The sequence below is a fragment of the Pantoea sp. X-Soil-YNGN-775 genome (assembly GCF_059730575.1).
On the sequence record NZ_AP035945.1, the window covers coordinates 2,491,296 to 2,514,044 of the forward strand.

Sequence of the window (22,749 nt, forward strand, 5' to 3'; positions counted from 1 at the left end):
CGCTGCGCGAACGGGGCTGAGTGGGTTTCGTTTGCCGGCTGGCTGTGGGCTGGGGTTCGCTGCGCGAACGGGGCTGAGAGAAGGTTTCGTTTGCTGGCCGGTAGCGGACAGGGGTTCGCTGCGCGAATTGGCTATGAGCAGGTTTCGTTCGCCTGCCGGCTGCGGCAGTTTCAGTTTCGCCGCTGCCGGCGACCGACAAGGGGCCGCCAGTCGCCGCGCCCCCTTGACCCCGGGCTCCGGCCTGCTTCACCGCCGCTTCGCGGTCCCTTCGCCTCTTCCGGATTTCTTACGGAACACCGGGACGCGCCATCCCTGGCGCGATCCCGCCTCTTCGCGACATCCCTGTCGCTCGTCCTGAAATCTCTCATCCGCTCAGCGCTTCAGATGGCCTCCCTAACCCCTCGCTGTTATTTCTTTTTCCTTTGTTTGGTGCTTTGTCGCTGTAATGAGTGAGCACTATCACTGTTAGCGCTTTTTCTGCGTTCAGGACCGTTAGTCGTCAGATAAGGAAAGTATCCATTACCGCCGCCAGGCGTAATCCCAGCCATCAGGCATCAGGCAACACCAGACCTTATACAAGAAAGAAGATTTACAGACGGGGGTTTTACCAGAGGCGTCCGCAGCGCTGAGGAATGAACGGAGGCCAGGAGAGCCGACAGGAGGTCGGCGAAAGGACGGATCGCGCCACGGATGGCGCGTCCGGCCGGTCCGTCGGCCGCAGAGAGTGACGAAGGCACCGCGCGCAGCGTGGCGCGCAGGCCGCCGGACGCCGGGATTGTTAAGGGGCGGGCGTCCGCCCCTTGACGCGTCCGCCTGCTCAGGCAGGCTGAAACTCCCCACCGCCTGGCGGGCGTAACCTGCTCTATGTCAGCCCGCAGCAAGCGTAACCCACTCAATACCAGCCCGCAGCAAGCGTAACCTAACCCGCCCCCTTAACTCACCAACATCAACTCACGTTCTTCGCTCATCGGCTTATTCAGCAGCGACAGCAAAATGTTTTTTACCGCCTGCGCCGACGGCGACAACGGTAAACGGGCGGAGATATTTAATGACAACGGCAGGCTCAGCGACGGGCTGTTGATCCGCGCCATCCAGGCATTAGTCGAGCCAACCAGTGAACGTGCGGCGGATTCCGGCAGCACCGTGACGCCCATACCGCTGGAAATTGCCGCCGTCAGCGTAGAGATCGATTCGATTTCGCCGATAATACGTGCGCTCAGGCGACGCAGTGAAAACGCTTCATCAACACGTTTGCGCACTGCACTGTAGTCGCGCGGCAGAAACAGGCTCATCTGCGCCACATCAGCCAGATCGACACTGGCACCCGGACAGTCGGTAGCACCAACCAGATACAGCTCCTCTTTCATCAGCGGCATGCTGTTAATGCCAGCGGTCGGCGCACGATCGTACAGCACCGCCATATCCAGCTGACCGTTCATCACTTTCTCATTCAGCGAGCTGCCGCTGTTTTCATGCAGATAAACCAGCACCTCCGGGAACTGATCGCGCACCGTCTGCAACAACGGCATGGTCAGCGATGACGCCGCCGTACCCGGAGCCAGCCCAATCGAAACCTGACCGCTTAACACCTGGCCGGCATTAATCACTGCGGTTTGTGCCTGCTCACACTGGCGCAGGATGGTCCGTGCATGCGAGTAGAGAATCTTACCGGCTTCAGTCGGTGTGACGCCGCGCTTGGTGCGAATCAACAGCTGTTGATCCAGTTCGTTCTCCAGCGTCGCAACCTGCTGACTCAGCGCAGGCTGGGCGATGTGCAGCACTTCTGCCGCCTGAGTCAGACTGCCGATATCGACGATTTTAACAAAGTACTTCAGTCGTCTTAAATTCATCTTGCCTCCGTCACTAACCCCGAATAGCTAAATTGGTCTGAGCCAACCGCGTTGTTGATAAGGAAATTGCAAGATGCAGGCCAGGTTTCATCCGGGCGGCGGTCAGTTCAACCAGAATTTTCCTAACGCGCCGGAAAATAAGCGTTTCTGATTACCTCTTAAGAGTTAATAAGCGGTAGCGATAGGCTACCCAAAGACAAAACTGCCGGCCACGCACCGCAATAGTGCAGCGGCTGCGAGTCAGGCGTGCATAAAAGTGATGACCTGCAGATCAGTTTTAGTGCAGCGGTAACCAGATAAGGCGCGCAGCGCCTGGCTCCAGGCGTTGGTGAGGTGGGCTGTCATGTAAACGTTATCAGTGGGATTTCTTATCGCTGGCGGGAATTTGATGGGATCAGACTGAACATTGCCCTCTCCGCTATACAACAGAGAGGGCAATGCATGCACCGGGTTGCGGCGGCGCACTACCGGTGGCAAATCAGCGTTTTTTACGGTTGCGATGCATATCAATTGAGACCGCGGCAACGATGATGATCCCTTTGATGATGTCCTGAATATAGGCATCGACACCGACAAAGGTGAATCCGCTCTTAATCAGGCCGAGGATCACTGCACCGATCAGCGTACCGGTGATGCGGCCGACGCCGCCCATCAGGCTGCTGCCGCCGATTACGGCTGCGGCAATCGCATCCAGCTCATAAGACATCCCCATGCTTGACTGTCCGCTGCTGACACGGGCCGCCAGCACCACACCTGCCAGGCCAGAGAGCGCACCGGCAATGGTATAGACGATGATCAGGTACTTATTAACCTTGATACCCGAGACTTTGGCGGAGGTCATGTTACCGCCGATGGCGTAAACATATTTACCGTAGCGGGTGTGCTTCAGGGCGATATGGAACAGCAGCGCCACCACCAGGAAGATCACCACCGGCATCGCGCCCTGTCCGATAGAGGTAAAGCCATCGGAGAGGAAGCTGATCGGGTTACCCTGGGTGTAATACTGTGCCAGACCGCGCGCCGACACCATCATGCCGAGGGTGGCAATAAACGGCGGGATACCGGTGCGGGTGATCAATACGCCATTCACCAGACCACATAGCAAGCCGACCCCGATGCCGGCGGCGATCGGGATCACCGCCGGCATATTCACCAGCGACGGATACATCGGCGACAGGCTGTCCGAGGTTTGCGCCAGGCTGGCGGCGACTACGGCGGTCAGGGCGATGACCGACCCGGACGAAAGGTCGATACCGGTGGTAATGATCACCTGGGTCACGCCTACCGCGATAATCCCGATAATCGCCACCTGCAACACAATCAGGATCAGACGGTTGGTGTTGAGCAGGAAAGACTGGTCACGCACGTACCAGCCGAACATTTCAAAAATTAACGCTATCCCCACCATCACCACAAAAATGCCGGTATCTTTCGGCAATTTGTGACGCAGACTGGCGAAAAAGGAGGGTTGCTGCGGAGTTGCCGGGGTGGCAGTGGCTTTCATGTTGCTCATAGTTGTCTCGCGCCTCACTCGGATGCCAACGACAGAATGGTTTCCTGATCGGCTTCTTCTTTATCGAGGATGCCGGTTATACGCCCGCCGTGCATGACCATTACCCGGTCGCTCATGCCGAGAATTTCCGGCAATTCAGACGACACCATGATGATGGCTACGCCACGGTTGGCGAGTTCACTGATTAAGCGGTAAATCTCCGCTTTTGCCCCGACGTCGATACCGCGCGTCGGTTCATCCAGAATCAGGATCTTGGGTTGCGCCAGCAGCCAGCGGGCAATCAGTACTTTTTGCTGGTTGCCGCCGCTGAGGTTGTTGATGATCTGATCCATGGTCGGGGTTTTGATGTTGAGCCGTCGGATTTGATCCATGCAGTCCTGCGCCATCTTCACATGGCTGACAAAACCGCTTTTTCCGCTGTACTCCGGCATGTTGACGATGCTCATGTTTTCCATCACTGACAGCACCAGAAACAGCCCGGACTTTTTGCGATCTTCGGTGAGAAACGCCATTCCCTTGTCAATCGCGGTGGACGGCGAGTCGATATTGACCGGCACGCCATCAATCAAAATTTCACCGCTATCGAAACTTTCCATCCCGAACAGGCTTTCCATTACCTCGCTGCGGCCCGCGCCCACCAGCCCGGCTACGCCGAGGATTTCGCCACGGCGAACGCTGAAGTTGATGTCGGTGAAGCGGTCTTTGCAGCTCAGATTGCGAACCGTTAGTACCTCTTCACCAATCGCATTATTAAATTTCGGGAACAGCTGGGTCAGTTCACGTCCGACCATCTGGGTGATCAAGGACTGGCGGGTATATTTCGCCGTCTGGTCGCTGCCAATCCAGCTGCCGTCGCGGAAAATACTCACTTCGTCGGTAATGGTGAAAATTTCATCCATCTTGTGACTGATATAGATGATGGCTTTGCCCTGCTCCCGCAGGTCACGGATGATGGTAAACAGATGCGCAACTTCAGTTTCAGTTAACGCAGAGGTGGGCTCATCCATGATGACGATGTCAGAATCCCACGAGACGGCTTTGGCAATTTCCACCATTTGCTGCGAGGCGATACTCAAATCGCCGACCATACGATCGGCTTTCAGGCGGATGTTCAGTCGGTTCAGCAGCGTCTGCGTCATCTGATTCAGGCGGGCGTGATCGACAAAGCCAAACTTCATCGGTTCACGACCCAGCCAGATGTTCTCGGCCACCGTCATGTACGGCACCAGATTCAGCTCCTGGTGGATCATCGAGACACCGGAACGCAAGGCATCCATCGTGTCCTGAAACTGCACCGGCTCCCCTTTAATGCGAATGGTGCCCTTATCGGGACGATACATCCCGATAAGGCACTTCATTAAAGTGGATTTGCCCGCGCCATTTTCGCCCATCAAGGCATGTACCGTTCCCGGACGCACCCGCAACGAGACGTTGTCGAGTGCCTTCACCCCGGGGAAGAACTTGCTGATGCCTTCGGCTTCAAGCGCAAAAGCGGTCATACATCACCTCCGTACAGCTGGGTCGGGAACGATTATTTCAGGTTACGCTGGGTAAACTGGTCCATATTTTCTTTAGTAATCAACTGGTAAGGGATATTGATAACTTTCTGTACTTTTTCGCCCTTCGCCAGCTTCACCGCAGCCTGAACCGCGCCTTCACCCTGGCCCTGCGCATCCTGGAAGACGGTGGCGATCATCTTGCCTTGCTTCAGCATCTGTAACGCATCTGGCGTGCCGTCGACGCCAGCAATCAGGATTTTGTCGGGATTCTTGCCCAGCGCCTGTAAGGCACCGATTGCCATTTCATCGTTGTTCGAGGCGATGGCATTGATGTCGTTGCCAGCGGTCATCCAGTTGCTGACCACATCCACCGCGTCGTTACGCATGAATTTTGCGGTCTGCTTCTGCACGATTTTGATGCCGGGGAATTTTGCGGCGACTTCTTCTACGCCTTTGGTGCGGTCACGGGTCGACTCATTCGCCAGGTCGCCCATCAGAATGGCGACGTTGCCTTTGCCGTTCATCGCTTTGGCGAGTGCTTCCATTTGTAAACGTCCGGCCAGTTCGGAATCGGAACCGACGTAGGCCATTTTGTCAGTCAGTTCAGCCTGCGGACGACGGTTAACGAAGATCAGCGGAATACCGGCTTTACTGGCCTGATCCATAATCGGCTTCACCGCGTTGGTGTCGACCGGGTTGACGATAATGGCGTCAACGCCCTGGCCGATGAAGGTCTGAACCTGTTGCAGCTGCTGTGAAACGTCACCTTTGGCATCTTCTACCTGACCTTTGACGCCATCTTTCTGCATCTCTTTCTGCATTGAGGTGCGGAGAATAGTCAGAAAGTTGTCGTCAAACAGTGCCATAGAGACACCGACAGAGAGATCTTTTGCCATCACGGCGGCAGGCAACATGCAGGCTAACAGTGAGGCGACAATCGTTTTTTTGATGTTCATAGGGACCCTTCTTATTTGTTAACTTGCTCAGTGGCTGACACTGCGAATGAAAAATATCTTTTACATTCATCCAACCGGACTGGCGTCTGTTTCGGTAAATTTGAGGTAAGACTTTCGGTTCTGGCTATTTTTGTGACCGACCACTCCTTTTCACAATCACTTGATTCCCAAGTAGTTAATTTCAAAATGTTGTTTTACTTTTTCATAACAGTTGCGTCCGTGATGATAAGCAGTTTATTTATTCCATATAATCACGTTTTGAAATTTTTATCATAAAAGCACTGAAATGATTGTTTTAACATCGTCAAATAACAAAACTTTGACACGCCTCTAACATCTATGGAGAAATGCCTTCAAATTGAGATCCTGTTGGCAGTTTGAAAAGTCACCGAAAAACTTAAAAAAACGCCATTCCGCTGCTTTTACGAGCATCTGAACGCAATTCCTCAAAGAGGGCTTTGACAAGCTGAACCTGCGCCGCTAATATTCGCCCCGTTCCAGCAATTCCTCTGTAGTTCAGTCGGTAGAACGGCGGACTGTTAATCCGTATGTCACTGGTTCGAGTCCAGTCAGAGGAGCCAGAATTAGAAAAGCCCGCTCAGGGAAACCTGAGCGGGCTTTTTGCTGTTGGCTTTTAATACGCCAGCCTACCGCATCGTACTGCTTCTGCAGCGCCTGCGCGGCGTAACCGGGCAGGCGCTGAGGCGATTACTTCAGCGCAATTCGCACGATTTCGTCAGTGCCTTTGGTCGACGAGTCCTTGTTAAACCCGGCCTTCAGGGTGACGTACAGCGTGGCGTTATCCGGTCCAATCAGCAGGCTGTTAGGGTTTTTATCAAACGACCAGCTCTTTTTCACCGCGTAGGTGGTGGCGTCCAGCTGCAGCACTTTTTTCGATTCACGCTGGCTGATGTAGAGTTCATTACGCTGCGGGTTGAACTTAATGCCCAGCGCATCGCCTTCGATACGTTTGATCACCTTCCCGCTGCGTTCGTCGAACACCAGCGTGGTTTTGGCTTTGGAATCGTCAGTGACAAACAGACGGCCGGTAGCCGGATCTTCGGCCATGTTAAGGAACAGGTATTCTTTGCCATCACCCGCGGTCAGGCGTTTTTCGATTTTGTGACTGCGCGGATTGATCACCAGAATTTCGCCGGAACCGTTGGCGGCATAAATGCGTTCAGTCAGCGGGGAATAGATGATGCCGGTGACCCATTTACCGGCGTTTTTAATCTCGGTTTTCAGCTTAAAGGTTTTGGTATCTACCACCGAGATATAGCCAGGATCGGCGACCCGGCCGACGTATAATTCATTGCCGTGCCACAGCACTTCACGCGCACCGGCAGGATAACCCTCTTTGCTGATCTTGCCGGGGAAGACCAGCCGCTGCAGCACTTTGCCGCTCTGCGCATCCACTTTAGACAGCGCGCCATCCAGCGAGTTGGTGGTGTAAAACACGCTGCCCTGCTGATCGATAGCGGTACCGAAGTTTTTCAGGTCGGTATGGGTTTCACCTTTGGTGTCCAGCGTGGCCGGATCGAGGCGATAGATCATGCCGCCATTGACATCCTTAAACCCCTGAGCGCTGGCAACAAACAGTGCTTTGGACGCCGGTGAATAGGCCATCTCGTACAGTCCATCTCCCAGCGCGCGTTGCGTTACCGACGTATCAATCGGTTTTGCTGCTTCAGCAGCAGGCGCGTCGACTTTTTTGGCCGGGGCCTGACAGGCGGTCAGGCCAAAGGCAGCGGCAACGGCCAGGGCAACAGCGGCTTTGCGCGGACTTAACAACGATTTCATGCTGAACTCCATCAAGGGATGAATCGCGCCGGTCCGTGTGACCGCGCGGAAGAATGAGAATCATACGCATTAACAACCGGTAATCAACTTAGCCGGCAGATTGCGGCCCCTATTTCCCGCTTGATTGATGTCCGATTCGGCTTTTATTGCCGCTATTTAGCGTCAGCCGCCCCTTTTTACAGCCCGGGAAACCTGTAAACGTTAGTTACTATCCGGATTAAAATGCTGTTATCTGGTTGATTATCATAACCTTTACATCTTCTTACACTTGGCGTCGAATCATTGCTAAAAAATATAAAGCAAATGATTATCATTGGCATTCGCAAATCATCAACCCCTGCTGATTACACCAGGGTAAAAGCGCGCGAAGCTCACTGAAAAAGCGTAACGGCTTAAAATAATAATCATTTCTTACGGAAACTATTATGTCTTTCAACGGCATGGAATCAGGCATCAGGAAAACCTTTCGCGTTTCGTTGCTGGCAGTGGCGGTACCCGCGCTGTTCACTCCCCGGCTGGCACAGGCGGCTGAGGAGGCACAGCAGGATCTGGTGGTGAATGCCGCTCCCGGCGATGACAGCCGCAATTCAGAGCAGGACTATGCTGTTCAGACCACCCGGGCGGGCACAAAACTGCTGTTAACACCGCGTGACGTCCCGCAATCGGTCAGCGTAGTCACCCAGCAGCGGATGAAAGATCAGGATCTGCAATCGGTTAACGATGTGCTGACCAATGCCACCGGTATCTCGACTAATCTGATCGACAGTGAACGTTCTGAATACTATTCGCGTGGCTTTAAGGTGAGTAATTTCACCTACGACGGCATCCCCACTTCGGTCAACGATGCGTGGAACTACGGTGATGCGGCCTCTGATACGGCGATTTACGATCGCATCGAAATTGTCCGTGGCGCTACCGGGCTGATGAGCGGAGCAGGCAGCCCTGCCGCCTCGATTAATATGGTGCGCAAACATGCCGACAGTAAAACCTTCAGCGGTACGCTTAATGCCAGCTACGGCAGCTGGAATAAGCAGCGTTATGTGGCGGATCTCGCGGCTCCGCTAAACAGTGATGGCAGCCTGCGCGGCCGGGTCGTCACCGGCTATACCGATCAGGACAGCTGGCTGGACCGCTATCATAAAACCAAAAAGTTTGTTTATGGCGTTATCGATGCCGATCTGAGCGAACACACTACCCTGTCGCTGGGTTACGATTATGAAGATAACAACACCGGCAATCCCACCTGGGGCGGTCTGCCGATGTTTTACAGCAACAACGCCACCACCCACTACCCTCGCAGCCTGAATTCAGCCGCCAACTGGGCGCGTTACAACACCAATGCCCGCAAAGTTTTCGCCGATATCGATCACAACTTTGATAACGGCTGGAACGTTCACTTTAACGGGACCCACGCCGAGAATACCTTCAGCGATAAGCTGCTCTACGTAATGGGCAGTGCCGATCAGGAAAGCGGCGAAGGCACTACCGGTTTCGGCAGCATGGACCGCGGAAAGCGTAAGGTGGATTCCTTCGATGGTTTCGCCAGCGGTCCGTTTGCGCTGTTGGGCCGTCAGCACCTGTTGATGGCCGGCATCAGCTACAGTCGCCAGCATAACGCGACCTGGAGTCAGGATGGGGTCAGCAATGCCGAAGCAGGCGAAATCACCGCTGAGGATATGGGCATCTTCAACAACCACTGGAGTGGCAATATTGCCGAACCTGAATGGCAGGGCTGGTATCTCAATGCCAACGACACCATCCGTCAGAAATCGGCTTATAGTGCAGCACGCTTTTCGCTAACCGATCCGCTGTCGTTGATTATTGGCGCGCGTTATACCCAATGGAGCACCGAGGGCAGCAGCGGAGATATGACCAAAAACAACACCACGCCTTATGCCGGCCTGGTGTACGACATCAACGATACCTGGTCCGCTTATGGCAGCTATACCGCAATCTTCCTGCCGCAAACCTATCGCGATACCCGCGGGAAATATCTGGCACCGGTCACCGGTAAAAGCTACGAGACCGGACTGAAATCGGCGTGGTACGACGGCCGGCTGACTGCAACCGTCGCGATCTTCCGCATTGAGCAGGACAACGTGGGTCAGGCGCTTGACGGGGTGTATCTCAGCGGCAGCGAACAGGCTTATGCGCCGGCGAAAGGCGCAGTGAGTAAAGGTGCCGAGTTCGAACTGAACGGAGCGTTGACCGAAAATCTGCAGCTGACCTTGGGCGCAACCCGCTATGTCGCGCGGGACAAGAGTGGCCGCTTCAACAGCTATCAGCCGCAAACCTCCTTTAAATTCTTCACCCGCTACCAGTTGCCAATGCTGCCCGATCTGACGCTCGGCGGCGGCCTTAACTGGCAGAACCGGGTGTTCGAAGATTCCACCAACGCCAGCGGCGATAGCGTGCGCGTTTACCAGGGCAGCTATCCGCTGGCCTCGCTGTTTGCCCGTTATCAGATTAACCGGCAGGTTGCGCTACAGGCTAACGTCGATAATCTGTTCGACCGCGAGTACTACAGCTATATGAACAGCTACGTTTACGGTGAGCCGCGCAATATCAACGTCAGCGTTTCCTGGCAGTTCTGATCCGCCGGGGTAGATACGTGCGTTGCCTGGTTTGCAGGTTTAAAAACGGCCGCAGCGCATCAGGCTGCGGCCGTTGTGGCATCAGGGTTGCTGTTTACAGCGTCAAAAATTCACAAAAGATCACGTTAAGGGGTAAAACCCGCTGCAATGCGCATCATTCCAGCGCGGTCTTTCCCTGCCCCTGACTGCTGCAGGGAAGCATTATCTCTGCTGGGTTAACTGCGGAATATCACCCAGCGCGGCAATTGCCCGATCGCTATAACCGGCCTGCTGGAGCGGCTGCACAACTTCAGCAGCCAGATCCGGCACGTAGCCAATCAATACCTCGCCCGCAGGCTGCAGGGTCACTTCCTCTAACGCGGCGGGTAACAACACTGACTCCGCCCGCCCGATTTCCACCGTGACGCCATTAGCCGTTACCGTTAGCGGCTCACCGAGGTTAGAGAGAATGCGCGCGCGATTGAAACTCAGGCGTTGTGGCTGGCTAAACTGCCAGCGTTCCAGCGCAAAATAGGGCCCGGCACAGCAAAACAGCCGGGTCAGATCCGCGCTATTCAACGTCAGACCGGGCTGAGGTTCACAGCGCAGTTCCGGCCGCAGCTCCTGTAACAGCGCATCAATATTCTTCTCCCACTCCGCCTGGCTCAGACGCGAGCCGTCTTCCATTTTCCACGGCATGGCGTGCTGCTGAATGTCGGAGGTCTGTTCGATTTCATAGATCAGCGTGTCGGGACCAAAGCTGTGCAGCATCCCGCCGGGAACGTAAAAAGTATCACCGGCTTTTACCGCTACCCGATGCATCACCGCATCGTAATCCTCTGCCAGCAGCGCCGCTTTGAGCCGATCATTGTCCACACCCGCGCGCACCCCCAACAGGCAGGTGGCATCCGGTGCCGCCGACAGAATATGCCAGGCTTCGGTTTTGCCATTCGGCTGCTGCTCCAGCCGCTGCGCCGCTTCATCATTGGCGTGCAGATGCACCGGCAGCATTCCGCTGCCATCAATAAATTTGCTCAGCAGCGGGAAGTGCGGACCGCGCCAGCCGGGTGCGACGATGTCATCGGGATAACGGGTGATCAATTCGCGCAGGCTGGTGCCCGCCAGCTCGCCGTTAGTGACTGAGGCGATCATGCCGTCGACATCGCTGATCTCCCAGGTTTCGGCCACCCGTGAGTCTGGCAGTCCGGCCTTACCCAGTTGCTGCCTGATGCGCTGACCGCCAAAAATATGGCTGGCGATTGGCGTGGTCAGCTTCAATGGATACGCTTTCATCATTCCCCCTTAGCCTTAATCAGATCACTGCGACACCACCGGTAACCGCAATGGTCGCGCCGGAGATATAGCTCGCTTCGTCACTGGCCAGCATCACCCAGGATGAGGCCAGCTCCGCCGGCTGGCCCATGCGCTGCAACGGCACTTCACCGCCAAAGCTTTCCACCTGCTCGGGTGGCATGGTGGCCGGAATTAACGGCGTCCAGATGGGGCCAGGCGCCACGGCGTTGGCACGAATGCCTTTATCCGCCAGCAGCGCAGCCAGGCTACCGGAGAAGTTAATAATGGCTGCCTTGGTCGCGGAATAGGCGATGAGCTTCGGCTTTAGCTGAATCGTTACTGTTTACCTCAGTAAGTCTAGCAGCCCTCACTAAAGCGCAAGGACGATGACGTGGTGTAACAGTTTGAGTGGCCAACTATTTTAGTGCTATGCGTGAATGCGCCCGGCAAAATTGAACGGCTTGAGTGCCAAACTGATTACGCTTTCTGCAATCGCGCGCAACGGGTGAAAAAGGCCATTGCGCCTGCGGCAAAAATCAGTAAACTGCGCGCCATCAACCGATTCCTCTGTAGTTCAGTCGGTAGAACGGCGGACTGTTAATCCGTATGTCACTGGTTCGAGTCCAGTCAGAGGAGCCAAATTAGAAAAGCCCGCTCAGGGAAACCCGAGCGGGCTTTTTGCTTTGGTGTCTGAATCGGATTCGGCATCTGCCTCGGCTCTCAGCTGACGTTATGCTTTGCCATAAACAGGAAGGCTACTGCTTTCTTAGTCTGTTTCGCTATCGGGCAGCGGATAGATCAATTCGATTTCAGGAGCATCCGCTAAATGCCGGCCTGACCGGGCCATCAAATAGCCTCCGATCTGTTCCGGACTCAGGTCGATAGCCATCATATCCGGGTTGCGGAACCATTCATCAGGCCAGTAGATGAGATCGGAGGGATTAGCGTCAAAATTCTTTTCCAACAGTGAAATGGCGAAATGCTGTTCAGCATCCTTACCTTCTGCGTTACAGATAAAATTGATTGTTTGCACCAGCTCATCCCAGCTGAAATCCGCGTAAAATTTTACCGGGTTAATCGCGATACGGGTAAAGTCGCTGGCATCCATCGATGAAGAAAAATCTCTGAAGTCTGAATAGCCATAAGGATGGGTTACCTGAGCGTTCCAGTCAGCGATCATCATCGTTAATTCACTCTCCTGCGTGTCTGTTCCGGCATCAATTTTCGCGAGTATCTGCTGAGCCTGGCTGGCCAGCTGTGCGATTTTTTTTCGACTTACGCTGGCGGGTTTCATACGTTCAGGTAGCGGCATTTTTACTCCTTTAAAATAGCCTGCAATAAAACAGCATAATCAGCGGATCAGGTTACTCAAAATTTAACCGTCCCGATAGTGATCCAGATATACCGACCCCGGTTTGTCTGTGTAGTATCGGCATGCCAGCGTCATTGAGTCACATCACCACCCACAGTCGATTCCCGGCATGGCTCATGCCATACAAATGCGCGTCTGCTGCTGATCAACAGATGATTACTGCCCCGCCGGTGCCTATGTTTCCCCTGACCACCGCTATCAACCGTAGCGGTGGTCACCTTTCACATGCGCCACCTGTGTAGAGAAAGGGGGTGCCGCATCGGTTGCCGCCAGTCAGCTCAGCATAAAATCATTCATAAACTGTCTGCGTGAGCCCGTTAAGCGCTCTCAGCTTCGCAAGCCAGGTACGGGCGTAGCCCTGAACGCATTCACTTTCTTATCCAGCAAAACCTGACTCTCACTGCCTGAATCCAGTACGGTATTTTGCAAAGAGGCTTTTTCGATCTGTACTGCGATAACCTCCAGAGCGACCAGCCCTTTTGTTGCCAGCAGTGCACTCACCTGAGTTGAGAAACAGGATCCGGTGGCCGCACTCTCCGCCGGTGAAGCTTCGGTGGTCGCGACAATATGGTTATCAGAAATATAATTCCTCTCACCCGACACCAGCCGGATTATCACCGGTTTTGCGCCCTGCGGGATGATATGCTGAGAATCAATCGTTTCCGAAATATGATTAGCAATAATGGAGTTATTGTTACCGCTGATATAAAGCAGACCATACAAATCATCCAATCCATTATTATAAGCCTGCATCGGTCCCCAGGGTTCACGCTCACGGAAAAAATGGTTAGCCGTGATCAGGTTTTCTGAACTATTGCCTTCCAGAACCAGCACTCCCGGATAAAATGAATGAAGTCTGTTGCTGGATATCGAAGAGCGAACTACCCCAGAAAAATGTACGCTGCTTTTGCCGCGCGGGAAAATATTATTGGCCGTAATCAGCAGGCCGCCAAAATTTTCTGCATAAATGGAATAGCCTCTGTAACCCGCACCTATCAGATTATCGGTAATTTTTGATGCCTGTCCCGAACCGCGCAACTCAATACAGTTCCCACATTCAGCGATGAAATTATTGTGTATCGCCAGCGCATCAGCGTTAAAAATTGTCACCCCATGCTCTAAATAGACCAGACCCATGCCGCTGATACGGAAAGAGTCTTGCGCGCTCGCGATATAGATACCCGTTTTACCGTTCAGATAACTATTTTCGGGATCATCATTGCCTGATCCATCATCGACAAAATGTAAGCCATCAATACAAAAATCAGCAAACTCGACCGAACTTATGCGTGGCTCACCGCTACGTTCGACATAAAAGGCAGCACCGGCAGAGGGGTCAGCACCGGCTGCGGGAGAGAGATTAACGCATAGTCGGCTTCCCCCCGGCCACACTTCATGCCAGTTCGCCCACTCACTTTCGGGGGTATTAAATCGAATACTTGAAGAGGTGAAACCATGCCCCGAACCAATAATCTTCAGATAGCTAATATCAATTAACACCTGGGTAAGAAGCGGATAATCGCCGGGTGGAATATAGATAACCGCGCCGGGCTTCCCGCCTTGATTGAGATCCGTTTCGGTTTGTCTTTTTTTAATATCAGAAATAATACTGTTTATAACCTCACCAATATCCTGATAAGGGTTACCTTCCTTCCATTCTGTAACATCGTAATAGTTTTGGCTTGTCATGACTAATTCCTTCGGTGACAGTAATAAAAAAATCAGCAGTAATTTGAGTTATGGCTGTGCGTAAGGGGAGTGATAGCGGGTTATTTTTGCCTGTGCGCCAGAGAGCGTTATTTCAGTCAGTGAGCTGCATGAATAATAACGTCGGGTTCCACACACACTCCCCTGCTGAGCGAAAACTTCCACTATTCCGGCATCAAAACATAATGTCACATCGCCCACCTTGGCCAGCGGAGCCTGATAACGGCCGTCATCCCGATCTTTTTCCAGCAGACTCAGAGTGTGTCCATCGTGCGCCAGAATAATCTGCTGCCCGGTTTGACCGGTCAGGGTCAGGCAAAAATGCGAGGTTGGGGTAAAGGTAATTATGCAGGACTTACAGGCAGTACTGCCTGACCAATGACTCCACGCATCCAGCCGTTCTTCACTGATGATCAGCGATGCTGGCGGCAATACCGGTGTCATACAGAGTTGTTGCCGGGCATTAAGATGAAAACGACGCGGCAGAGACATTTCGCCGGAATAGGCAGAATGAACACTCTTTTGTGTCGCCCAGTTGTATAACCAGGCAAACCCTGTGCGACTGTCGCTTTCACCCCAGGTCTGCAGGGCATAGAAATCGGTGCCGAAATCCAGTATCTGCAGCGGTTGCGCTGAGGGAGTGAAATAACCGTGCCGAAAATCACCCGTTTGTGCAAATAACAGATTATGTCGTCCGGTTGTCGGCTCGGTGTAACCCACAATACCGATAATCAATACCCAGATGCCGTCAAGGCAGAAAAAGTCCGGGCATTCGACGCAGCGGCCCCCATTTTCCCGAAAATAAGGGGGAGCGGTGTAGAGCACATGATGGAATTGCCAGCTGTCACTGTCTTCGGAGTGAAACAGCAGCATGGCTGGATCGCCGTTCACCGACGCGCCCAGGATCATATAAAAGGTCGCGTCCGCTTCCTCATACCAGACTTTCGGATCGCGGAAATCACAATCGACGCCTGCTGGCAGCGCTGTTAATACTGTTTTTATCAAAGCAGGCTTGTCGTAAGCAGGCTGCGGGACCGCCATTTTCTGGATTTCTCGATAACCGCGATAGAGATCGTAAGCCGGAAGCCTTTCGGTATACCAGAAACGCGTTTGCCCCTCGGCATCGATGAAAGCGCTGCCAGAAAATGCGCCGCCCGTTGCCTCAAGCGCGGATAAATTCTGCTCTGGCTGAAGGAAAACCGGATAGTGACGCCAGTGGTAAAGGTCCTGACTCACCGCGTGGTTCCAGTGCATCGGCCCCCATTGAGTACTATGCGGATGGTATTGGTAAAACAGATGCCACTCATCACCTTTCCGATGCAGACCATTAGGGTCATTCATCCAGCCGGTACGTGGAGAAAAATGTAATGCCGGGCGTAAGTCTTCCTGCTGATAGTGCTCTGCAACTGCGCGGTCATCTCGCAGGCAAAGGTCGTTATTTTCGATATCAATAAAGCTGACGCCCTGCTGAGGGAGCGTGTCAGGGTGCCAGCTGTAACACAACGAAATTTCACTGTGCTCCGGTAACCACTCCAGAGAGACAATACCCTGCTGCCATGCGGTCCAGGTAAAGTATTGATAATACGGCGGAGCTGTTTCTATTTTGAAAAGCACCGCATTTTCCATGTGGATAGCAAATAGGGGCTGACCGGCCGGCTTTGTTTGCTTTAGCCATAAATCAAGCCGCTGACCTTGCTTAACATTAATGGACAGGGACATTTTTAAACTCCTGCGATTGAACCGAACCTTTTTCAAGCTCGCGTTTTGCGAGATCGACTTTAATTTTTTCCAGGAAGAGGTTATCCAGTTTGAAGTAGCGCACCATAAATGCGCTGATGAAATAACTCACCATCGGCAGTAGTGAGAACATGATAATAATGCCCTCAAGGGTCTGCGCATTTTGTTGCGGTTTGTTAGCGACATAGCCGGTATAGGACAGAATCCAGGCGACGATTGCTCCAGCGACCGCCAGTCCCATTTTCAGCATAAACAGATTACCGGCAAACGAAATACCGGTGAGCCGTTTGCCAAATTTCCAGTCACCGTAGTCATCGACGTCTGACATCATTGCCCACAGGATAGGTCCGGACTGAATTAAATGCAGAATATTAATGATCACAAATAGCGTAAGCAGTGGCGTCAGCGATTTTGGGTCAACAAACCACAGCGCGAAAGAGAGAACACCAAGGATAATATTAATAATGCGGAAGAGCTTAATTTTATCAAACCGGTCAGTCAGTGGCTTAGCTATTACGCTTCCCAGCATATTACAGGCGACACCAAGCGCCATAAAAAAGGTAATAAATCCAACGGAGGCCTGCATTACATAGGTGGCATAATAAATAGTTACAGCCCCCCGAATAAAGGCCGGGAAGACATTAAGAAAGGTAATCGTAATCATCAGCAGCCATTGGTCATTTTTAGCAATGTCTTTCAAATCTTTCATTAACGAATCATTAGACTTAATTGAAACAACGCGCTCTTTAATACTGGCAAAACAGAACAGGAACATCAGCGTCGCGGCGCACCCCATGATCACCATGGTCAACTGAAAGCCTGAAGCGCGGTTACCGTTACCCAACCAGTCGGTTAACGGTAAAATGGAGGAAGAGACAATCAGCGTCGCCAGGCCATTCAGGAAGAACCGCCATGATAAACAGCCCAGTCGCTCTTTTTGATTCAGGGTGATCACCCCCGCGACTGAGCAATAGGGAATGTTGATCGCGGTATAGATCAGTGACATCACCAGATAGGTCACCCAGGCATAAATAATTTTTCCGTTCATGCTCAGGTCAGGTGTGGTAAACATCACGATGGCGCCCAGGCCAAAGGGTACCGCCATCCATAACAACCACGGGCGGAACTTACCCCATCGACTTTGCGTACGATCGCAGATTGCGCCCATGATCGGATCGCTGAAGGCGTCAAAAATACGGATGACCAGAAATAGTGTTCCAACGACGCCAGGCGCTAATCCATATACATCGGTATAAAACCACGTCAGATAGAGCGCCAGTACACTCCAGATCATACAGGATCCCGCATCCCCCATCCCGTAACCGATCTTCTCTTTCAGACGCAGCTTTCCATAAGCGCTTTGTTTTTCCATTACCGTTGCGGACATAAAATCACCTCAATAATGCACAGCTCTAAAAATTAAACACAGAGCATTATCGCCAGCCCCTGTGCGGATGACTGAATAAAAATTTTCGACTCGTTTAAAAAGGATTAAGTGGGAAAAGCAGAAATCAGACAGCCGTGATATTAAGCGCGATACTGCTCTCACGTATAATTAACCGTGAGACAATTTCATACATTTCGATACTCTCCTGCTTATGGGTATTATTCACCATCTGGAATGCCAGGTGGGCAATCTCGCCAATCGGTTGAGCCACGCTGGTTATTTTTTTGGTCTGCGCCAACAAGGTATTGTCAAAACTGGCGATAGCAATATCCTGCGGGACAGCCACCCCTCTTTCCTTTAAGCCATCGATAACATAACTGGCAGCAACATCGTTATAGATCCAAAGAGAAGAGCATGCTTTTTTCCGGTCAGCTAATATCCCGATAATATCGTCCAGTATCCGAATATGGCCGGATATTTTTTCACCTTCGCCTTTCGCTATCCAGAATTGATTCTCTTTAGCGAGTGTTAAACCCTGACTGGTGATTTTCTTACTCCAGGCAGAGACCTTTCGATTATCGACGCCCTCCTGAGCAATAAAACCAAAGGTGGTATGCCCGGTCTGGATAAAATGCTCCGCAATAGCCTCTGCACCTTTCCTTTGATTGATAGAGACAGAATTAAAAAAACGAGAAACCTGCGTTACCACTGCAACCGGAATGCGGGTTGCGGTCAACCATTCCGCAAGTTCGCTTTCGGCCTCTGTCGGCACCCATAGCAGACTGTCGATCCCCATTCCGATTAGGCTGTGAATAATCTGCTTATCCTGTTGAGGCTGATTCTGATGGGTCTTAATAATTACCGATTTCCCGATGTATCTTGCTTCCTCTTCAAAGGTTGCCAGTAACTCAGAAAAGTGAGGATTCACCAGGTTTGGTAGCACCACGCCAATCAGCCCGGAACATTTACCACTCAGCTGAAACGCACTTTTGCTGGGGACATAGCAAAGGTAATCCATTGCATCACGTACTGCCTGGCGTGTTTCCGGCGTCACGCTGGGATGATGGTTCAGCACACGCGATACGGTCGCCGTAGACACTCCCGCTTTTTTTGCTACGTCTTTAATGGATGCCATGATAATGAGATGCGTCGTTTAATCAGGCGGTCACTATAAAGTGTGATGAAGGTCAAAAATGTAAGCCAGTTCACATGTTGCTGCGTTACATAAATCCCTGCTTATCCACTCAATTCAGTCTGAATCACGCTTTACCCTAAAAGAGAGACAACAGAGTATGTCATGGTTAGCCCGTTCCGCATTAGCTGGCGGCCAGGCAACACGCAGCCCCACAGCGGGCTGGTTAGACGGCGAGCATAACCGGCTGGGGTTCTGATCGCCCGCCATCCACCATTCGTCACATCAGGCAAAATTGGTTATTATCCGCCTCCCCTCACCTGCCGGTAGTCCGATGTCTGAGATAGTCGATAGTTTTGTTGCGCCGCCGTGTCATGACCCGATTGAGATTCTCTATCAGGATGAGCATCTGCTGCTGATCAATAAGCCCAGCGGGCTGCTGAGCCTGTCCGGCAAAAATCCGCTGAATCTTGATTCGGTGCATCACCGGCTGGTGAAAAGCTTCCCCGGCTGCACGCTGGTCCATCGACTGGATTTCGGTACTTCCGGGTTGATGGTGATTGCCCGCAACAAGGCGATCAATGCGGCGCTCTGCCAGCAGTTCAGCCAGCGCAACGTGCGTAAACTCTATAGCGCGCTGTTGTGTGGCCATCTGGCTGATGACGAAGGAGTGATTGAGGCGGCGATTGCCAAAGATCCGGCGCGCTTTCCGCGGATGACGATTTGCGATCGCCACGGCAAGCCTGCACGTTCACATTATCGGGTGGTTGAGCGCGTTGATTATGCGCAGCAGGATGGCAGCACGGTGCCGGTTACGCGGGTGGTGCTGACCCCGGAAACCGGGCGCACGCATCAGCTGCGGATCCACTGCCAGCTGCGCGGTCATCCGATTCTGGGCTGCGACCTGTATGGCGGGCTGCTGCTGCCGGGCAGCGAAAAAACGCCGCGACTGATGCTGCATGCCGGCGAACTGCATTTTGTTCATCCGGTCAGTGGCGAAGCGATTCACGCCCGGCACCCCAGCCCGTTCTGATTCGGCTGAGACGCAGCAGCATCAGCCTCGCCCGGCTGGCGCTGCGCTGCATCCGCCTTAACCCGGACTTACCACATCAGATCGTCCGGCACTTTGAAGTCTGCATACGGATCGTCTTCATCCTGCGCTTCCTGACTCAACGCGCTGTTCAGTACGATGCTGCTGGCATCGCGCTGTGCAATTTTATCCGCCACGCTGGCCGGGATAATCGCATACTGATTCTCGCCACCGTTCTCCGCCACCAGACGGGCAATAGCAAGACGGCCGCTGATCAGCTGCGCCTGAGTCAGCTTATCGACGTTGATTTTTTTAATCAGGTTGTTATCGGTGAAGTTAAAGCCGATATTGCCTTTTGACACATCAATTTTATTCATTTCAATCAGTTGCTTGACCTGCGCTTTATACTCTTTGGATAAAACGGCTTGTTTCTGCTGCTCATTCAACTGCCTGTCGCGCTCAAGCTGCGCTTTTTTATTTTCTTCGACCGCCGCTCTGGCTTCACGCGCCTGAACCCGTGATTTCTTGGCGGTACGCTGCACTTTGTCCATCTTCTTGCTGCTGACTAATCCCGCTTTCAGCATCTGCTCTTGTAAGGTGAGTTTGGTCATTTTGGTTTCTGAGCCTGTTACGAAATTTCTGCGATTATACCTGTAAATTCCCGGTCTGTGTCAGGTTGCGGGCGTTGATCGCAGGGCACAATCTCCGGCGCTGCCTGCCGCGCCGCGCTGTCGGTTAAACGCATCCTGGCGCCGCTGTGCTACCATTCTCCGGTCAAAACCACCCTGTTGAGCACTATGTCGGAATTAACCAAACGTAAAAATGACCCTGAAGGGCTGAAGAAACGTATTATCGCGGGCGCACTGAAAACCTTTGCCGAGTTTGGCATGCAGGGCGCACGGCTGGAGCAGATTGCCGAACATGCGCAGACCACTAAACGGATGGTGGTGTATCACTTCGGCAGCAAAGAGCAGCTCTATATCGATGTTCTTGAGCAGGTCTATCAGCAGATCCGCCAGCACGAAACCGGCCTCAACCTGGCAGCGATGGAACCGGAAATAGCGATGACGCGGCTGGTCGAAGCCAGCTTTGATTACCATGTCGCCCACCCCGATTTTATGCGGCTGGTGTGTAGCGAAAACCTGTTACGCGGCCGCTATATCAGCCAGTCAACCCAGATTAAAACCCTTAATCGCAGCGCGCTGGACGTGCTGGATGACATTCTGATCCGTGGTCAGCAGCAGGGGCTGTTTATCGAAGAGGTGCAGACGATTGACGTGCACCGCCTGATCAGCAGTATCTGTGTGCATCACGTCTCCAACCGCTACACCTTTAATGCGCTGTTCAGCCCGGATAACAGTGAAGAAGAGAGCATTCGCCGTAATCGTCAGCTGGCTGTAACCGCAACGTTACGTTATATCCGCAAATAATTTGACCGTGCTGCGGCCTGGCTTACTCATGGTCTACGCTTACTGAATATCCGTCATAAAACCGCCATAAAAGGAATGCTGTTGTGAGCAGAGACGCCCACCTTTATCCGCTTCGTCACACCGACGTTGATCCTAAAGATGACGTGCTATGGAACTGGGCGCAAAACGCGCAGATCGGTAGTCGCCATCAGGTTCAGCGTCCCGCCAGCGAAGCAGAACTTCAGGCATTGCTGCGCCAGTCACAGGGTCAGATCCGGGTGATTGGCAGCAAGCTCTCCCCCGGCCGTATGCTGCACGTCAGCGAGCAGGATCTGTTACTGGATCTCAGCGCGTTCAGTGGCCAGACCGCCAGCGATGAACAGAGTGTGACCTTTGGTGGAGCGACGCCGCTCGATCAGGTTTACCGCACCCTGACCGGAATGAACCGGATGCTGGCATCGTCGCCAGGGGTGATCGCCATCCAGACGCTGGCCGGTGCCATGGCGACCGGTACGCACGGCCAGGGCCTGCAGCAGAGTTCGATTGCCGATGAAGCGCTGTCGATTCGCATGGTGCTGACCGATGGCAGCGTGCGGGAGTTCAGGCGCGGCGAACCGGACTTCCCGGCGGCGCAGGTTTCACTTGGCGCGCTGGGTATCGTGACTGCCGTGACGCTGCGAACCGAACCGTTTCGCATCTTTACCTGCCACAAAAATGCAGTTTCTGCCGATACGCTGGAGCAGGATTTGCTGCGCTGGAATGATGAATATCCGCTGAGCAAAGCCTGGTGGTTTGTCGATGACAACCGGGTACACGTCTGGAACGCGCATGAAGCGAATGACGATGAACGTCTGCGCTATGAACAGCAGGATCGTCAGGTGGTTGAGCATGAAGGTCAGGCTGATGACAGCCTGAACGACACCATCGATCAGACGCTGGCGCACATGCATCGTGATACCCAGATTCAGGGCAAAGGCGGCAAGCAGTTCCGCACCGTGACCCGTTTTCGCGATTTTACCGATGTTACCGGTGACATCTACCAGCTATTTTGCCGCGGCATCGCGGTGCCGCAGATCAATGTCGAAATCGGCGTACCGCTGGCGAAAACGCCTGCCATCATCAGCCGGATCAAGCAGTGGTATGCGGAAAACCGTCCGCATATGCACTACCCGATCATCCTGCGCTGTACCGGTGCCTCCTCAGCCTGGCTGAGTCCGGCGTTTGACCAGCCAACCTGCTTCTTCGGCTTCGTGGTGTACTACGCGGATGACGGCTCGCTATCGCCCGACGGTCTGCATTTTCTGACCGAAGTAGAAAAACTGCTGGCCGATGAGGGCGGACGCCCGCACTGGGGCAAATATTACGACGAAGAACGCTATCGCTGGCGTGAGATCTACCCGCAGTGGGAGGCGTTCCGCGCCCTGCGCAGCCAGCTCGATCCGCAAGGCCGATTAGGCAATGACTACATCGCCCCACTTTTTGACTGAATTA

Annotated in this window: 17 protein-coding genes and 2 tRNA genes; 6 read left to right on the plus strand and 13 right to left on the minus strand. The window is 53.2% G+C overall.

All coding sequences use genetic code 11. The annotated features are described in order from the left end of the window. Window positions 1-932: 932 nt before the first annotated feature. The 4 genes from nac to AC6I8I_RS11825 all read right to left on the minus strand — a co-directional run bounded on the left by nac (window position 933) and on the right by AC6I8I_RS11825 (window position 5,818). On the minus strand, window positions 933-1,850 hold the full coding sequence (gene nac, locus AC6I8I_RS11810; protein WP_031376306.1) for a nitrogen assimilation transcriptional regulator NAC: 918 nt from the start codon (window positions 1,848-1,850) through the stop codon (window positions 933-935). Between the two features lie 478 nt (window positions 1,851-2,328). Beyond that, entirely contained in the window at window positions 2,329-3,354 is a 1,026-nt protein-coding gene (locus AC6I8I_RS11815) for an ABC transporter permease (RefSeq protein WP_312056111.1), read from the minus strand. A 23-nt stretch (window positions 3,355-3,377) separates the two neighbouring features. Further along, window positions 3,378-4,862 (minus strand): sugar ABC transporter ATP-binding protein, encoded by a 1,485-nt coding sequence (locus tag AC6I8I_RS11820; protein WP_312056106.1) that lies wholly within the window; start codon window positions 4,860-4,862, stop codon window positions 3,378-3,380. A 32-nt stretch (window positions 4,863-4,894) separates the two neighbouring features. Beyond that, entirely contained in the window at window positions 4,895-5,818 is a 924-nt protein-coding gene (locus AC6I8I_RS11825; protein WP_069729732.1) for a sugar ABC transporter substrate-binding protein, read from the minus strand. 505 nt (window positions 5,819-6,323) lie between these two features. Here AC6I8I_RS11825 and AC6I8I_RS11830 point away from each other — a divergent pair. After that, window positions 6,324-6,399 (plus strand) — tRNA-Asn (locus tag AC6I8I_RS11830). A 127-nt stretch (window positions 6,400-6,526) separates the two neighbouring features. Here the strand turns inward: AC6I8I_RS11830 and AC6I8I_RS11835 are convergent. After that, the gene (locus AC6I8I_RS11835) at window positions 6,527-7,618 is read right to left on the minus strand and encodes a YncE family protein (RefSeq protein WP_312760144.1); all 1,092 of its coding nucleotides are present in this window, start codon (window positions 7,616-7,618) and stop codon (window positions 6,527-6,529) included. A 425-nt stretch (window positions 7,619-8,043) separates the two neighbouring features. On the opposite strand from AC6I8I_RS11835, the gene fhuE reads away from it, so the two are divergent. Then, window positions 8,044-10,212: a ferric-rhodotorulic acid/ferric-coprogen receptor FhuE gene (gene fhuE, locus AC6I8I_RS11840; protein ID WP_497827875.1), complete on the plus strand. Its 2,169-nt coding sequence runs from the start codon at window positions 8,044-8,046 to the stop codon at window positions 10,210-10,212. A 201-nt stretch (window positions 10,213-10,413) separates the two neighbouring features. Here the strand turns inward: fhuE and AC6I8I_RS11845 are convergent, their stop codons facing one another. Together AC6I8I_RS11845 and AC6I8I_RS11850 are read right to left on the minus strand one after the other, a co-directional pair. Next, window positions 10,414-11,487 (minus strand): class I mannose-6-phosphate isomerase, encoded by a 1,074-nt coding sequence (locus AC6I8I_RS11845; protein ID WP_497827876.1) that lies wholly within the window; start codon window positions 11,485-11,487, stop codon window positions 10,414-10,416. A 16-nt stretch (window positions 11,488-11,503) separates the two neighbouring features. After that, window positions 11,504-11,818, minus strand: coding sequence for an SDR family oxidoreductase (locus tag AC6I8I_RS11850; RefSeq protein WP_497828657.1), 315 nt, complete (start codon window positions 11,816-11,818; stop codon window positions 11,504-11,506). 229 nt (window positions 11,819-12,047) lie between these two features. Here AC6I8I_RS11850 and AC6I8I_RS11855 point away from each other — a divergent pair. Beyond that, a tRNA-Asn gene (locus AC6I8I_RS11855) sits at window positions 12,048-12,123 on the plus strand. Window positions 12,124-12,250: 127 nt separating this feature from the next. Here the strand turns inward: AC6I8I_RS11855 and AC6I8I_RS11860 are convergent. The 5 genes from AC6I8I_RS11860 to AC6I8I_RS11880 all read right to left on the minus strand — a co-directional run bounded on the left by AC6I8I_RS11860 (window position 12,251) and on the right by AC6I8I_RS11880 (window position 18,822). Next, window positions 12,251-12,796, minus strand: a complete 546-nt coding sequence (locus tag AC6I8I_RS11860) for a hypothetical protein (RefSeq protein WP_497827877.1) — start codon at window positions 12,794-12,796, stop codon at window positions 12,251-12,253. A 387-nt stretch (window positions 12,797-13,183) separates the two neighbouring features. Next, a complete protein-coding gene (locus AC6I8I_RS11865) occupies window positions 13,184-14,545 on the minus strand; it encodes a NosD domain-containing protein (RefSeq protein ID WP_497827878.1) in 1,362 nt (453 codons plus the stop codon). A gap of 48 nt (window positions 14,546-14,593) precedes the next feature. After that, window positions 14,594-16,282 (minus strand): glycoside hydrolase family 32 protein, encoded by a 1,689-nt coding sequence (locus AC6I8I_RS11870; RefSeq protein ID WP_497827879.1) that lies wholly within the window; start codon window positions 16,280-16,282, stop codon window positions 14,594-14,596. Beyond that, window positions 16,266-17,687, minus strand: coding sequence for a glycoside-pentoside-hexuronide (GPH):cation symporter (locus tag AC6I8I_RS11875; RefSeq protein WP_497827880.1), 1,422 nt, complete (start codon window positions 17,685-17,687; stop codon window positions 16,266-16,268). The genes AC6I8I_RS11870 and AC6I8I_RS11875 overlap by 17 nt, the downstream gene beginning before the upstream one ends. 124 nt (window positions 17,688-17,811) lie before the next feature. Continuing rightward, window positions 17,812-18,822, minus strand: a complete 1,011-nt coding sequence (locus AC6I8I_RS11880; protein ID WP_046288232.1) for a LacI family DNA-binding transcriptional regulator — start codon at window positions 18,820-18,822, stop codon at window positions 17,812-17,814. Window positions 18,823-19,153: 331 nt separating this feature from the next. On the opposite strand from AC6I8I_RS11880, the gene AC6I8I_RS11885 reads away from it, so the two are divergent. Then, complete coding sequence (locus AC6I8I_RS11885; RefSeq protein ID WP_312056099.1) at window positions 19,154-19,852, plus strand: RluA family pseudouridine synthase; 699 nt, start codon at window positions 19,154-19,156, stop codon at window positions 19,850-19,852. Window positions 19,853-19,920: 68 nt separating this feature from the next. Here AC6I8I_RS11885 and AC6I8I_RS11890 read toward each other — a convergent pair whose 3' ends face one another. Further along, a complete protein-coding gene (locus tag AC6I8I_RS11890) occupies window positions 19,921-20,460 on the minus strand; it encodes a DUF2058 domain-containing protein (protein ID WP_312760175.1) in 540 nt (179 codons plus the stop codon). Between the two features lie 186 nt (window positions 20,461-20,646). Between AC6I8I_RS11890 and AC6I8I_RS11895 the strand changes: the two genes are divergently transcribed. Continuing rightward, a complete protein-coding gene (locus tag AC6I8I_RS11895) occupies window positions 20,647-21,279 on the plus strand; it encodes a TetR/AcrR family transcriptional regulator (protein WP_312760177.1) in 633 nt (210 codons plus the stop codon). Between the two features lie 83 nt (window positions 21,280-21,362). After that, a complete protein-coding gene (locus AC6I8I_RS11900; protein WP_497827881.1) occupies window positions 21,363-22,745 on the plus strand; it encodes a D-arabinono-1,4-lactone oxidase in 1,383 nt (460 codons plus the stop codon). Window positions 22,746-22,749 lie beyond the last annotated feature (4 nt).